At 72.5% G+C, this 13605-nt stretch carries 14 protein-coding genes and 1 tRNA gene; 6 read left to right on the top strand and 9 right to left on the bottom strand.

Annotation, left to right across the window (positions count from 1 at the left end):
* Nucleotides 1–34: 34 nt before the first annotated feature.
* Together AB5970_RS13670 and AB5970_RS13665 are read left to right on the top strand one after the other, a co-directional pair.
* Entirely contained in the window at nt 35–427 is a 393-nt protein-coding gene (locus tag AB5970_RS13670; protein WP_370504500.1) for a nuclear transport factor 2 family protein, read from the top strand.
* Between the two features lie 44 nt (nt 428–471).
* The gene (locus AB5970_RS13665; RefSeq protein WP_370504499.1) at nt 472–1059 is read left to right on the top strand and encodes a DUF664 domain-containing protein; all 588 of its coding nucleotides are present in this window, start codon (nt 472–474) and stop codon (nt 1057–1059) included.
* On the opposite strand, the gene AB5970_RS13660 is transcribed toward AB5970_RS13665, so the two are convergent.
* Together AB5970_RS13660 and AB5970_RS13655 are read right to left on the bottom strand one after the other, a co-directional pair.
* A complete protein-coding gene (locus tag AB5970_RS13660) occupies nt 1046–2020 on the bottom strand; it encodes a helix-turn-helix transcriptional regulator (protein ID WP_370504498.1) in 975 nt (324 codons plus the stop codon). The genes AB5970_RS13665 and AB5970_RS13660 overlap by 14 nt on opposite strands.
* A gap of 39 nt (nt 2021–2059) precedes the next feature.
* Nucleotides 2060–3502: an MFS transporter gene (locus AB5970_RS13655; protein ID WP_370504497.1), complete on the bottom strand. Its 1443-nt coding sequence runs from the start codon at nt 3500–3502 to the stop codon at nt 2060–2062.
* A 139-nt stretch (nt 3503–3641) separates the two neighbouring features.
* Between AB5970_RS13655 and AB5970_RS13650 the strand changes: the two genes are divergently transcribed.
* On the top strand, nt 3642–4208 hold the full coding sequence (locus AB5970_RS13650) for a TetR family transcriptional regulator (RefSeq protein WP_370504496.1): 567 nt from the start codon (nt 3642–3644) through the stop codon (nt 4206–4208).
* A gap of 80 nt (nt 4209–4288) precedes the next feature.
* Nucleotides 4289–4690 carry an aldehyde dehydrogenase gene (locus AB5970_RS13645; protein WP_370504495.1) on the top strand — a complete coding sequence of 134 codons (402 nt, stop codon included), beginning with the start codon at nt 4289–4291 and terminating at the stop codon, nt 4688–4690.
* Here the strand turns inward: AB5970_RS13645 and AB5970_RS13640 are convergent.
* The 4 genes from AB5970_RS13640 to AB5970_RS13625 all read right to left on the bottom strand — a co-directional run bounded on the left by AB5970_RS13640 (nt 4687) and on the right by AB5970_RS13625 (nt 7193).
* Nucleotides 4687–4941 carry a nuclease gene (locus tag AB5970_RS13640; protein ID WP_370504494.1) on the bottom strand — a complete coding sequence of 85 codons (255 nt, stop codon included), beginning with the start codon at nt 4939–4941 and terminating at the stop codon, nt 4687–4689. The genes AB5970_RS13645 and AB5970_RS13640 overlap by 4 nt on opposite strands.
* A 419-nt stretch (nt 4942–5360) precedes the next feature.
* Entirely contained in the window at nt 5361–6050 is a 690-nt protein-coding gene (locus AB5970_RS13635) for a hypothetical protein (protein ID WP_370504493.1), read from the bottom strand.
* Nucleotides 6047–6625 (bottom strand): RNA polymerase sigma factor, encoded by a 579-nt coding sequence (locus tag AB5970_RS13630; protein WP_370504492.1) that lies wholly within the window; start codon nt 6623–6625, stop codon nt 6047–6049. The genes AB5970_RS13635 and AB5970_RS13630 overlap by 4 nt, the downstream gene beginning before the upstream one ends.
* A gap of 67 nt (nt 6626–6692) precedes the next feature.
* Nucleotides 6693–7193 (bottom strand): hypothetical protein, encoded by a 501-nt coding sequence (locus AB5970_RS13625; RefSeq protein WP_370504491.1) that lies wholly within the window; start codon nt 7191–7193, stop codon nt 6693–6695.
* 412 nt (nt 7194–7605) lie between these two features.
* Between AB5970_RS13625 and ligD the strand changes: the two genes are divergently transcribed.
* Nucleotides 7606–8571: a non-homologous end-joining DNA ligase gene (gene ligD, locus AB5970_RS13620; RefSeq protein ID WP_370504490.1), complete on the top strand. Its 966-nt coding sequence runs from the start codon at nt 7606–7608 to the stop codon at nt 8569–8571.
* 63 nt (nt 8572–8634) lie between these two features.
* Here the strand turns inward: ligD and AB5970_RS13615 are convergent.
* Nucleotides 8635–8708: transfer RNA gene (locus AB5970_RS13615), tRNA-Met, on the bottom strand.
* Between the two features lie 96 nt (nt 8709–8804).
* Entirely contained in the window at nt 8805–11768 is a 2964-nt protein-coding gene (locus tag AB5970_RS13610; RefSeq protein WP_370504489.1) for a UPF0182 family membrane protein, read from the bottom strand.
* A gap of 114 nt (nt 11769–11882) precedes the next feature.
* Here AB5970_RS13610 and AB5970_RS13605 point away from each other — a divergent pair, with 114 nt between their 5' ends.
* On the top strand, nt 11883–12452 hold the full coding sequence (locus AB5970_RS13605) for a PPA1309 family protein (RefSeq protein ID WP_370504488.1): 570 nt from the start codon (nt 11883–11885) through the stop codon (nt 12450–12452).
* 3 nt (nt 12453–12455) lie between these two features.
* On the opposite strand, the gene AB5970_RS13600 is transcribed toward AB5970_RS13605, so the two are convergent.
* Nucleotides 12456–13605: YlbL family protein (locus tag AB5970_RS13600; RefSeq protein WP_432205896.1), on the bottom strand; the 1150-nt coding region annotated here is incomplete at its 5' end.

The following is a 13605-nucleotide window of genomic DNA, read 5'->3' as shown; positions in this document are numbered from 1 at the left end:
CGACGGGCGCGCGGGGGACCGTACGGTCGGTGCCATGGACCACCTCGCCCCCGTCGACGACCCCGCCGCGTTCGCCGCGGCCTGGGCCGCCGCCTGGAACGCCCACGACCTCGACGCCGTCCTGTCCCACTTCCACGACGACGTCGTCTTCACGTCGCCCGTCGCCGCGCGGCTGTTCCCCGAGTCCGGCGGCGTCCTGCGCGGCAAGCAGGCCCTGCGCGCGTACTGGGCCGAGGGCCTGCGACGGATCCCCGACCTGCGCTTCACGGTCGAGCGCGTGTTCGTCGGCGTCGGCGTGCTGGTGATCAGCTACCGCAACCAGCGCGGCAACCTGGTCGACGAGGTGCTGGTGCTCGCCGACGGGTTGGTGGTCGAGGGCCACGGCACGTACCTGACGGGCGACGACAACCCGGCGGGTACGTCCTGACGATCCGGACGCAGATCGTCCGGAACCGGCCGTACGGTCGCCGCATGACGAAGATCGCACCCTGGGAACCGCCCCTCGCCAGCACCGAGCTCGACCACCTCGTGGCCTCGCTCGACCGGCTCCGCACGACGTTCCGGTGGAAGGCCGACGGGCTCGACAGCGCCGGCCTGGCGCAGCACGTCGGCGTCTCCGCCCTCACGCTCGGCGGCCTGCTCAAGCACCTCGCCGCCGTGGAGGACACCACGTTCCGCTGGAAGCTGGCCGGCCAGCACCCCGGCGAGATGTGGCAGCCCGAGACGTGGCGCGAGAACGACACCGAGCTCCTGTCCGCGGTGGACGACACCCCCGAGCAGCTCTACGCGGCCTGGGACGGCGCGGTCGCCCGGTCGCGCGAGCGGCTGGCGGAGGCGCTGGAGGCCGGCGGGCTGGACCAGCCCGGCAACGACGGCGACGGAGACGGCCACCACGTGTCGCTGCGCCGGCTGCTCTTCGACCTCATCGAGGAGTACGGGCGGCACACGGGCCACGCCGACCTGCTGCGCGAGGTGGTGGACGGGCGCGTCGGCGAGGACCCGCCGCTCGACTGGCGGCCCGTGTCCGGGGCACCGCTCACGTGGATCAGGCAGTGGTGACGGCCGGCTCCTGCGTCGCCGCGAGCATCCGGCTGCCGAGCGCACGGACGGTCGCCCGCAGCTCGGGTCCGCCCACCACCCGGTAGTCCACGGGCACCGGCGCGAGCCGCTCCGCGTACCAGTACGGGTTGCTCGTCGTGCCCACCAGGCGGCACGACGAGCCGTCCAGGGCCTCGAGCCGGCCCAGGCCGGGTGGGAGCCAGTGCTGCGCGCGGTGCGCCGGGGCCTGCAGGACGACGTCGACGGCGAACTCCCACCCCGTGGCCAGGTGCGCCTCGAGCTCCGCGACGGGGTCCAGGTCGACGGGCGGGGTGAACGTCTCGGCGAGCACGTCGACCCGCTCCACCCGGTCCACGCGGTAGGCGCGGCGGGCGTCGGAGGCGACCGAGTGGCACAGCAGGTACCAGCGGCCGTGCCGCACGACGACCGCCCACGGCTCCACCTCGGTGTCCCAGGCGTTCCCGCTCTCCGACCGGTAGGCCACCCGGACGCGCCGGTGGGCCGCGCAGGCCTGCACCAGCGCCGTCGCGGTGACGGGGTCGGGCCGCGCCGCCGCCCGGTCCGGGGCCGGCGCGGCGACGTCCCGCACGGCCCGGACCGGCGCTGCGACCGACTCGGGCAGCGACCGGACCACCTTGCCGATGGCGGTGGCGACGGGCTGCGTGGCGTCGTCGAGGTCGTGGTGGCCGTCGAGCACGGCCATGACCAGCGCCAGCGCCTCGGCCGCCGTGAGCATGAGCGGCGGCGGCCGCAGCCCTCGCCCGACCCGGTACCCGCCGTAGGGCCCGCGCACCGACACGATCGGGATGTCGGCGTCGCGCAGGTTCCCGACGTAGCGCCGCGCGGCCCGCTCCGAGACGCCGAGGGTGTCCGCGAGCCGCTCCGCAGTGATCCCCGGGCTCGCCTGGATGAGCTCCAGAGTGGTGAGTGCGCGCGCGGTCGGGTTGCGGTCGCCGGCCATGACCCCTCCGTTCCGGACGCCCTCCGTCCGGAACCGACCCTACGAGGCCGGGGCGACGTCGGCCACGACCCGCTGACGCTGCAGGACGACCGCGACGACGGCGGCGAGCAGCGCCGCGCCGGCGCACATCGCGAAGAGCTCGCGGTACGCACTCAGCGACGGGACGGCGAACGCGCCGACCGCCACGACGCTCGAGGCCAGGATCGCGCCGCCGAGCGCGCTGGCGAGCGAGCTGCCGACCGACCGGATCAGGGTGTTCAGGCCGTTGGCCGCCGCGATCTCGCCGGCGGGCGTGTGGGCGTTGATCAGCGACGGCATCGCCGCGTACCCGATGGCGGTGCCCAGGCCCACGACCGTGGTGCCGACGACGACCTCGAGCAGCGAGCCCGTGAGCAGGATGCGCATGACCCAGCCGAGCGCGACGACGACGGCGCCGACCGCGAGCGTGAACGGCGCGCCGCGGCGGACGATCAGGCGGGCGGACACGGGGGCGAGCGCCAGCATGGCCAGGCCGCTGGGCAGCATCACCAGGCCGGACACGAGCATCGTGCTGCCGAAGCCGTAGCCGGTGGACTCGGGCGCCTGGACGTAGGACGCGGTGCCGATGAGCGACGCGAAGAGCGCGAACCCGAACAGCAGCGAGGCGATGTTGGTGAGCACGATCGGGCGGCGGCGCAGCGCGGTCAGGTCGATGAGCGGGTCCGACGTGCGGTGCTGCCACCAGCCGAGCGCGGCGAAGAACAGGGCGGAGGCGACGAGCAGGCCGATCACGCGCGCCGAGCCCCAGCCCCACTTGGAGGACTCCGCCAGGGGCAGGAGCAGCGACACCAGGGCGCCGGCCAGCAGGACCGCGCCGAGCACGTCGACGCGACCGCCGCTGCGGCCGGCCTTCTCCGGGACGAACAGCCGGACGCCCGCGAACGCGACGAGCGCCCCGACGGCCGTCACCCAGAAGAGCACGTGGAAGTCCGCGTGCTCGGCGACGAAGCCGGCCAGCGGCAGGCCGAGCGCTCCGCCCACGCCGAGCATCGCGCTGACCGCGGCGATCGCCCCGCCGGACCGCCCCCGCGGCAGCACGCCGGCGAGCAGGCTGATGCCCAGCGGGATCGCGCCGGCCGCGACACCCTGGACCGCCCGGCCGACGATCAGGACCCCGAGGCTGTCGGACAGCGCGCACACCAGCGAGCCGACCACCATCGCGCCGAGCGCGACGAGCAGCATCCGGCGGGTGCCGAACATGTCGCCGAGCCTGCCCAGCAGCGGGATCGAGACCGCGGACGCCAGCAGCGTCGCGGTCAGGAGCCAGGCCACCTGGTCGGACGAGGAGTCGAGCAGGCCCGGGAGCGTCGGCAGGACCGGGATCAGCAGGGACTGGGCGAGCGAGACGACGAGCGCCCCGAACCCGACGAAGACGATCCAGAGGCCGAAGCGGCCGGTGGCGGCGCGCGGGTCGGCGGGCGCGCTGATGGTGTCGGTGGTCATGCTGTTCCCTCGGGATTTCCTCGGTGGCGGTCGGACGGCTGACCCGGCAGCACCGGCGGGACGAGCAGGACTCACTTAGTCAACGCCGTTGACAGTCAGATTGTCAACAGTGTTGACCAGGATGCGGGATGATCGTCGCGTGACCACGACCGAGACCGGGCGCGAGGCCGTCGAGCGCCACGCCCGCACGATGTTCGAGCAGCAGGGCTACGCCGGCACGTCCGTGCGCGCGCTCGCCACCGCCGCCGGCGTCGACCCCGCCCTGGTGATCCGCTGGTTCGGCTCGAAGGAGGAGCTCTTCCTGCGGGTCATGAGCCTGGCCGAGCGGCCGCTGCCCGACCTCGGCGGCCCGACCGGGTCGCTCGGGGAGCGGCTCGTCGAGTTCGCGCTCGCCCCCGACCAGATCTCGGTGCGCCGCGACCTTACGGCCCTCATCCGGGCGTCCGACTCCAGCAGCGTCCGCTCGCGGCTGCGCCACGTGACCCGGACCCTGTTCGTCGAGCGGCTGGTCGACCGGCTCGAGGGCCCGCACGCCGAGCTCCGCGCGCACCTCATCGCCTCGCAGCTGGGCGGTCTCCTGCAGTCGTGGGACGTCGCCGAGGACGAGAGCCTCCTGGCGGCGTCGCGCGAGCGGATCGTCGCGCTCTACGGCCCGGCCGTCCAGGCGCTGATCGATCCGCCGACGAGCACGAGCCCGGACGCCTGAGCCGTGGCGCCGCGGCGAACGCCCGGCGTACCGTCGCAAGAGCAGGATCACCGAGTCGCGACGACAGTGGGAGAGCAACCATGAGCATGATGGCGGACATGATGAAGTCGATGCCGATGGGCACGACGGGCATGCAGATGCCGATGATGCAGGACTGCATCGAGGCGTGCTCGGCGGCGTCGATGGCGGCCACGATGTGCGCGGACGCCGACGGCGGCGAGGGCATGGGCCGCTGCGCGTCGATGTGTATGAACACCGCGGACGTCGCCACGGCGATGATGCGGATGATGATGCGCCCGACCGGCTACGACATGGGCGTCATGACCTCGATGATGACCGCGTGCATGACGATGGGCGAGGCGTGCGCGGCCGAGTGCTCGATGCACGCCGAGATGTCCGAGCACTGCCGCATCTGCGCGTCGGCGTGCACGGCCATGGTCGCCGCGTGCAAGGCCGCGATGGCCTCGATGCAGACGGCCTAGCGGACGACGGGGCGGGCGGCGTACCACGCGCCGCCCAGCGCGACGATTTCGGCGACCAGGTGCACCGCGACGGGCTCGCCGACGGCGGGCGCCGCCCGGGTCCCCAGCACGGCCTCGTGACCGTCCAGCAGGGCCACGGTGACGGTGTCGGCGTCGCGGGCTGCTACGAGCCCGTCGCGCCAGGCGCCCGGGGACGCCGTCGCCACGGCCTCCTGGATCGGCAGCAGGTCGATACGGGTACGGTTCGGCACGGGTCTTCTCCATCGATCGTCATGCGATGTCACTGTGTGGTCCGCACCGCGCCGGCGGGGAAGACCCCGGGCGGGCGGTGACGGGCTGCGCCGCGGTGCGGCGGGACTGATCCCTGCCCACGGACCAGGCGGGACGCCTGCGGGGAGCTCCTCAGAGCTGCGGGGACCGGTACGACAGGGTCGTCAGCGACACATTCGACAGAGACACCGGCGCGTCGACGGCACGTCGACGGATCCCGCGTGGCGGGACGCCACGGGCACGGTGCGGTCGATGGACATGCGACGAGTGTGCGGGCCGGTCCACATGCTGTCAAGGCATCTCAAATGTCGGACCGCACCGTACCGGCGTCGCCCGGTGGTCCGCCGGGTGCACGTCACAGGGGGTGGCCGAAGCCTCGTGCACGTGCAGACCGCGGCGGCTACTGCCCTGAGTCGTCACCGCCCTGCTTGCCGCCTCCGGTGCCGGAGTCGGGAGAGTCGTCACCCGTCGGGTCTCCGCTGCCGGACTCGCCAGACGACCCCCTCGTGCGCTGCTCGCTCGTACCGTCGCTCGACGTGCCCTGCTGGACGGTCCGCGCCCCGCCTGCCGGGTCGTCGGAGGGGTCGGTCTGGCCGCCCTCCTGGTCCTGGCTGCCGCTGTCGGCGCCCCCAGCAGGGCCGTTCTGCACGGGGTCGCTGCGGCCCGGTTGGTCACCCTGTCCGGGATCATCGCCGTTCTCGAGGTTGGAGTCGGTCTGGTGCTCGACCGGCCCCTGCTCGTCCGGGTTCGGGATCTCCAGCGGGGTGAGGGTGGTGATCACCCGGGAGACGACACGCTGGGCCGGGGCAGGCAGCTCGTTGGCTGCGGCGGCCGCGGTGACTCCGCCGGCGAGGATTCCCGCCGTGACCAGGCCGATGACGGCCGACTTGGCTGCCCGGTTTCGACGACCAGGCGCGACGGTCAGCGGAGTTGCGCCGGCAAGGAGGGCGGCGAGCTCCTCACCGATCGGCGGCGTCGGACGGTCGGCGAGGGCGCTCAGCTCGGCGAAGAGATCGCGCAGGGCCGGGTCACCCAGTGCGGTGTCGCTGATCATGGGTGCGTCCTCGTGGTGGTTGTCGTGCTCGGTCATCGGAGTCCCTCCGACGCGGCCGCGCTACCGGGGCCGGATGGCTCGGTGCTCAGCAACATGCGGAGACTGCCCAGCGCCTTGCTCTGGAGCTTCTTGACGGCGACCTCGCTGCGTCCGATCGCCACCGCCGTCTCCTTGACGGTCAGCTCGCCCAGCACGCGCAGCGTCACCACAGCGCGCTGGTCCTCCGGCAGCAGGTCGAGCACGGCGAGCGCGTCGCTGCCGCCGGCACGATCGAGGGCCTGGTCCTCGGCGGAGGCATGCGTCCGCGGGTCGGAGTCCGCCTCGTACTCGAGGTGGACCGGTCTGCGGTGCCGACTCCGAAGCTCGTCGACGAGCTTGCCGTGGGCGACGGTGAACACGTAGGCCCGAAAGCCCGGCCAGCCCCCGGTGACCTCGGCCATCCGGGCCAGGACCCGGACGAACACATCGTTCGTCATGCCGGCGGGATCTTCTGCGCCCCGGAACTCCAGGTAGCCGGCGACCCGGGAAGCGAGCGCCTCATAGAGCGTGCGCATCGCGTCGCGGTCGCCGGCCGCGGCAGCGGCCACCGCCAACTCGAGCTCTTCGGTCACCGACTGATTCCTCTGGGACAGGATGGTGGGGCGGGCAGGACTGCCCGCCCTACCGACGAGCATGGTCTCAGCCGTGGGAATCGTCGCCGGTCGCGCCGTCACCGGCGTTGTCCTGGGTGTCGCCGGCGGTGCCGGCGGTGCCGGCGGTGCCGGCGGTGCCGGCGGTGCTGCCCGTGTCGCCCTCGTTGTCGTCGGCAGCCGCGCCGTCGTCGTCGGCGTTCTGGTTGTCGCCGTCGTCGACGTTGTCGTTCTCGCCGTTGTTGTCGCCCTCGCTGACGTCGCCCCCGTCGGTGTTGCCGTCCTGCACATCACCCTGCGCGGCGTCGTCGGTGTTTGCGTCCTGGGTGTCGCCCTGCGTCGCGTCGTCGGCGTCCTGGTTGTCGCCGTTGTTGTCGCCATCGACCGTGTCCGTCGACTGCGGGGCCGGCGTGCTCGGGGCGTCGACCACGGTCGTCGCCGGGGCCGGTGCCGGTGCGCTGGTGGCCGCGTGGGCTGCGACGCCGATCCCGCCGATCGCGAGGGCGGCGATGCCGGTGGCGGCGATGGTGCGCATCTTGGTGAGCTTCACGGTGCTGTCTCCCATGGTCGTGGACGCGGGCGTCCTTGTCTGATGGGATAACCGCGCGGCGCCGATCCGGCGGTACCCCGGTGTCCATCAGATGAGATGCGCCCCAGGCGAGGTCAAGCGCGATGTGCCGCGAGCACGCGCCTGCCGCGCCCGTGCACCTCGCTCACCAACGTTCAGCTCTCGGTCGTCTCAGGTCAGCGCGGTGTGCATGGGGAGCTGCGTGGGCAGCCGAGCCCGTCGATCGTCGAGCCTGAGGCTGTCGACGGCCGTGATCGCCACGGAGAGCAACCCCCGGTGTCGAGCGCGATCGTGGTCCGGCCGGAGGCGCGGACCGTCGACCGCTGACCGCGCCCGTCCGCTCGATGGGGTCCGCCCTGCGGTCGCGGAGGCACGCCGCGCGCTTGAATGAGGCATGGCCCCGGAACACTCACCTGCCGTGGAGCTCGAGGTCGGGTCCCGCACCGTGCGGCTCTCCAACCCCGACCGCGTCTACTTCCCCGCCAGCGGGGCGACCAAGCTCGACCTCGCGAGCTACTACCTCGCGGTGGGTGACGGGATCGTGCGTGCGCTGCGGGAGCGCCCGTGCATGCTGCACCGCTACCCGACGGGCGTCACCGGGGAGAAGGTCCACCAGAAGCGGTTGCCGCGCGGGGCCCCGCCGTGGATGGAGACGGTGGAGCTCTACTTCCCGCGCTACGGCCGGACCGCCGACGAGCTGTGCGTGACCGAGCTCGCCCACGTGATCTGGGCGGTGCAGATGTCGACCGTCGAGTTCCACCCGTGGAACAGTCGCCGGGCCGACACCGAACGCCCCGACGAGTGGCGCATCGACCTGGACCCGATGCCGGACTGCCCCTTCGACCGGGTGCGGCGGGTGGCCCACGTGGCGCGGGAGGTCCTGGACGAGCTGGGCGCCGTCGGCTGGCCGAAGACCTCCGGCGGGTCCGGCCTGCACGTCTATGTCCGGGTGAAGCCCGAGCACGAGTTCGCGGACGTGCGGCGAGCGGCGCTAGCGTTCGCGCGGGAGGTGGAGCGCCGCGCACCGGACGACGTCACCACCACGTGGTGGCGGCGCGACCGGGATCCCTCGCTCGTGTTCGTCGACTACAACCAGAACGCCCGCGACCACACGATCGCCTCGGCCTACTCGGTGCGCGGAACCCCGGAGGCCACCGTGTCGACGCCCCTGCGCTGGGACGAGATCGACGACGTCGACCCACGCGACTGCACGCTGCGCACCGTGCCCGCGCGCTATGCCGAGCTCGGCGACCTCCACGCCGGCATCGACGACGCGGTGTTCGACCTGGCTCCGCTGCTGCGCTGGGCGGAGCGCGATGAGCGCGACGGCGCGGCGGCACCCCCGGACGACGACGGGTGATCGGACGCGGACCCGTCACACGACGAAGGCCCGGACCATCAGGTCCGGGCCTTCGATTTCTTGTAGCGGGGGCAGGATTTGAACCTGCGACCTCTGGGTTATGAGCCCAGCGAGCTACCGAGCTGCTCCACCCCGCGTCGGTGAGTACAACCTACCTCACGCCCTAGGGGCCACCAAATCGCGAGCCCCCGGACCGGCGGTGTCGTGCGTCACCACCGCCGGCCCGGAGCGCGTCACTGGCCGAGCCTGGCCTCGGCGTCGACGGCGTTCTGCACGGCCGTGTCGAGGCGCTTCTGCGCCTCGCCGTAGGCCCCGAAGTCGCCGATCGCCAGGGCGGCCTCGCTGTCGGCGATGGCCTGCTTGGCCTGCTGCAGCGCGCGGTCGAGGTCGGCCCGCGCGGTCGCGTCGGTCCCCGTCGCAGGCGGCGTCTCGGTGCCGGTCCCCGTCCCCGTGTCGGGCGGTGGCGTGCCGGTGTCGGGCGAGGTCCCGGCGTCGCCGGCGCTGGCCCCGGAGTCGCCGCCGAACACCTGGTCGAGCGCGCCGTCGAGCGTGTCCGCGAACCCGATGTCGTCGCCGAACGCCACGAGCACGCGCTGCAGCAGCGGGAAGGTTGTCCCCGTGCGCGCCTGGACGTACACGGGCTGCACGTACAGCAGGCCGCCGCCCATCGGCAGGGTCAGCAGGTTCCCGCGCACCACCTGCGAGTCGCCGCGGCCCAGGATGTTGAGCTCGTTGGACACGGTCGGGTCGGCGACGAAGTTGTTGTTCACCTGGCCGGGTCCGGGCACGGTCGAGTCGCGTGGCAGCTCGAGCAGCCGCATCTTGCCGTAGTCGGCCGAGGGTTTGCCCGCCTGGTTGCCCGCGTCCGCGTCGACGGCGAGGTACCCCGTCAGCACGTTGCGCGCGTTGGTGCCGGTCGGGATGAACGTCGACATCAGCGAGAAGCTGGCCGAGTCCTGGTCCGGCATCTTGAGCGTCAGGTAGTAGGGCGGCTGCGGCACGGCCACGCTGCTGGTGGGGTCGTTCGGGTTGGCCCAGAAGTCGTTGCCGGAGAAGAACTGGCCGGCGTCCGTCACGTGGTACCGGGCCAGCAGGTAGCGCTGCACCTTGAACAGGTCCTCGGGGTAGCGCAGGTGGCTCATGAGGTCGCCGTCGATGGACGAGAGCGGCTCGAGCGTCGAGGGGAACGTGCGGGCCCACGCCTTGAGGATCGGGTCCTCGGCGTCCCACGCGTACAGGGTCACCGAGCCGTCGTAGGCGTCGACTGTGGCCTTCACCGAGTTCCGGATGTAGTTCACGGTCTTGGGCTGCAGCGCCTGCACGGTCTCCGAGGACTCCGTGAGCGAGTCCGTCGTCGCCTCGTCCAACGGGCGCGAGGCCGAGTAGGGGTACTGGTCGGACGTGGTGTAGCCGTCGACGATCCACTTGACCCGGCCGTCGACCACCGCGGGGTACACCCGGCCGTCGAGGGTCAGGTACGGGGCGACCTTCTGCACGCGCTCGCGCGGGTCACGGTCGTAGAGGATCTGCGAGTCGCTGGTCACGCGGTCGGAGAACACGATCTGCTCGGAGCCGAACTTGAGCGCGTAGAGCAGCTTGGTCAGCGGGTTCCCGATCGACGGGCCCGCGGACACCGTCTGCGTGGGGAACGTGCTGTTCACCGCGCCGCCCGAGGCGTCGTCGGGGTAGTCCAGCTCCCACGGCTTGGTGCCCTCGGGGGCGCCGACGATCGAGTACGTGGGGGCCTTGGGGCTGAAGTAGATGCGCGGCTCGTAGTTGCCCATCGAGCCCGTCGACGGGATGCCGCCCTCCCAGAAGGCCGGCGCGCCGCGGACCGCGGTGGTGTTGCCGTAGGCGGCCACGACGCCGAAGCCGTGCGTGTACACCGTCGAGTCGTTGGTCCAGTTGCGCTGCTGCGCGTCGAGGCCCTCGAGCGAGAGCTCGCGCACGGCGATCACGGTGTCGCGGCTCTGGCCGTCGATCGTGTACCGGTCCACCGACAGCGAGTCGGGGAAGTCGTAGAACGCACGGATCTGCTCGAGCTGCTTGAACGAGGGGCTGACGATCTGCGGGTCGAGGAGGCGGATCGACGCCGTCGTGTCGGCGTCCGCGCGCAGCGCGCCCGCCTCGGCGGTGACCTTCGCCTTGTAGTCGGTCTTCTCGACGTCGTCGAGGCCGTACGCGTCGAGCGTGGCGCCGATGTTGCGCTGGATGTAGTCCGCCTCGGCGTCCTGCTGGTTGGGCTGCACCTGGAAGCGCTGCACGACCGCCGGGTAGATGCCGCCGACGGCGATCGCGGCGACGATCATGAGGCCGACGCCGATGGCCGGCAGGCGCCAGTTGCCGCGCACCGCGGTGACGATGAACATCAGCGCGACGAAGATCGCGATGCCCGCGAGGATCGCCTTCGACGGGATGACCGCGTGCACGTCGGTGAACGAGGCGCCTGCGAACTTCTGGTCCCGCTTGGTGTTCATGAGGATCGAGTACCGGTCCAGCCAGTAGCTGGCGGCGATCAGCAGCATGAGCACGGCGGCGATGATCGACAGGTGCACGCGCGCGGCGCGCGTGGTGCGCGGCGCTCCCCCGCGCTGGCCGCCGATCCGCAGGCCCCCGTACAGGTACTGCGTGGCCACGCCGCCGATGCCCGCGAGCACCGTCACGGCCATGAGGAACGACACGACGAAGCGCAGCCCGGGCAGCGTGAAGAGGTAGAAGCCCAGGTCGATGCCGTACTGCGGGTCCGTCTTGCCGACGGGCGCGCCGTGCATCCACAGCTGGATCGTCTGCCACTGCTGCGACGCGGCGGCGCCGGCGAAGAGGCCGAGCACCGCGGGGCCGACGATCATGACCAGCCGCCGCAGCGGCTCGATCGCCTCGCGGTACTGGTCGAGGTTGGCCTGCTCCTGCGTCGACGGCGCGTAGACGGGCCGCGAGCGGTACCCGAAGCTCAGGCTCCAGAACACCGCCCCGGCCATCACCGCGAAGCCGAGCACGAACAGGATGGCGCGGGTGCCCCACTCGGTCGCGATCACGTTGGTGAACCCGAGCTGGCGGTACCAGAGCACCTCGGTCCAGACCTGCGCGAGGATCAGCACGAGGATCACGAGCACCCCGAGGACGACGAGCGTCGGGGCGAGCGCTCCACGCCGACGCGGGGGCGCCGTGCGGGGGCGGGGCGGGCTTCCGAAGGTCACGGCGTGGCGGTCCTCGTCGTCGGCAACAGGTCTGGGCGCACAGGATGCACACCACTCGCACGGTGAACGTGCCGGTCGAGGCACAGGTTCCCACACGGATGCGACCATGAGCCTGTGTCCATCGACCCTGCCGTCCCGGTGCCCGCCGTCTCCCCCCAGCTCGCCGCCCTGGCCGACTCGGTCCGGGAGATCGAGCACCACGTGGCCGCCGCGGGCTGGGACGGTCCGGTCCGGGTGTTCGCGCTCGTGCGCACCCAGCACATGCTGCGCACCGAGCCGGGCCTCGCGAGCCAGCTGGACTCCGCGGTCCTCGACGCCGCCCGGGCGGAGCCGTGGCACCTGACGTCGGTCGAGCAGGAGGAGCTGCCCGCCGCGCCGGACCTCGAGACCCTGCTGGCCGGCCTCTCGTGGCCGTCGACGGTCGACGGCATGGCCGTGACGGTCGAGCGCGTGGTGCTGCCGCCCGCCGCGGAGGAGGCGATGCCGCAGGACACCGAGGCCGCGCTCGAGTACCTGCTGGCGCACCCCGAGCGCCAGGACGTGCGGCTGGTCGTCGGCGCCCTGCGCGACGGCCCGGCCTGGTGCGCGGTGCGCACGCGCGCGCACGACGACGACGAGCAGGTCGGTCAGGGACCGGACCTGGTGCCCGGGCTGGTGTCGGCGGTGCGCTCGACGCTCGAGTAGCCGCTAGCTCGTGCAGGTGGGCAGGTCGGCCGCCGTGCCCGAGCCGATCGCCGTGATGGCCTCACGGGCCTCGTGCAGGGTCGAGATCTTCACCACGCGCAGGCCCTCGGGCACGTGGCCGACGACCTCGTCGCAGTTCGATGCCGGCGCCAGGAACCAGGTCGCGCCGTCCCGCTTGGCGCCCGCGAGCTTCTGCCGGATCCCCCCGATGGCCCCGACCTCGCCGGTGACGTCGATGGTGCCCGTGCCGGCGATGTCCTTGCCGTTCGCCTCGTCCTCGGGCGTCAGCTTGTCGATGATCCCCAGCGCGAACATCGTGCCGGCGCTCGGGCCGCCGATGTCGTCGATGCTGATGGTCACGTCCACGGGCAGGTCGAAGGACGGGTCGATGTACACGCCGATCTGCGCGTGACCGTCCTCCTTGGTGCCCGTGACGATGGGCACGTCGACCGCCTGGCCGTTCCGCTTGACCGTGAGCGTGACGGTCGAGCCCGGCTCGACCCCGTCGAGCTGCTCGATCAGCCCCTGGTAGTCGGGCACCGCGGTGCCGTCCAGGGCGACGATGACGTCCCCCTTCTCCACCTTGCCCGCCGCGTCCGACCCCTCGACCGTGCCGGCGACGACGAGGGTGGCCGGCACCTCGTACCCCAGCTCGGTGAGCGCGGCGACCGTCGCGTTCTCCTGCGACGACACCATCTCGGCCGTGTTGGACTGGTCGATCTCGTCCTGCGTCTGGTCGGGCGGGTAGAGCAGCTCGACGGGCTGGACCACGGTGAACTTCGAGAGCCAGCCCTCCAGCACGCCCACCGCGCTCGACGGGAAGCCGGGTCCCCCGGTGCCCGACACGGTGGTCAGGCGCAGCTCGCCGGTCGAGTCGAACGTCTCGGCGCCGGAGATCGTGATGAGCGGCGTGCCGTCGTGCTCGCCCAGCACGTCCCGCGTCGGGCCCGGGCTGTTCACCGCGTACGGCACCGGCAGCACCACGAGCACGGCCAGCAGCACGGCCGTCGCCAGCATGCCGACGGACAGGACGATCGAGCGAGGGCTGACGCGGTCGGGCTCGAGAGCCGTGTCGTCGGACGGGGGCGGGGTCTCCTCCAGCACGCGCACATCATCCCCCGTCGGGCTCACGGGCGCCGACGCGCCCGCGCCT

Source organism: Cellulomonas sp. ICMP 17802, assembly GCF_041295535.1.
Taxonomy (GTDB): Bacteria; Actinomycetota; Actinomycetes; order Actinomycetales; family Cellulomonadaceae; genus Cellulomonas.
Note: the sequence above shows the minus strand (reverse complement) of the source record. Positions and strands in the feature narration are given on the sequence as shown.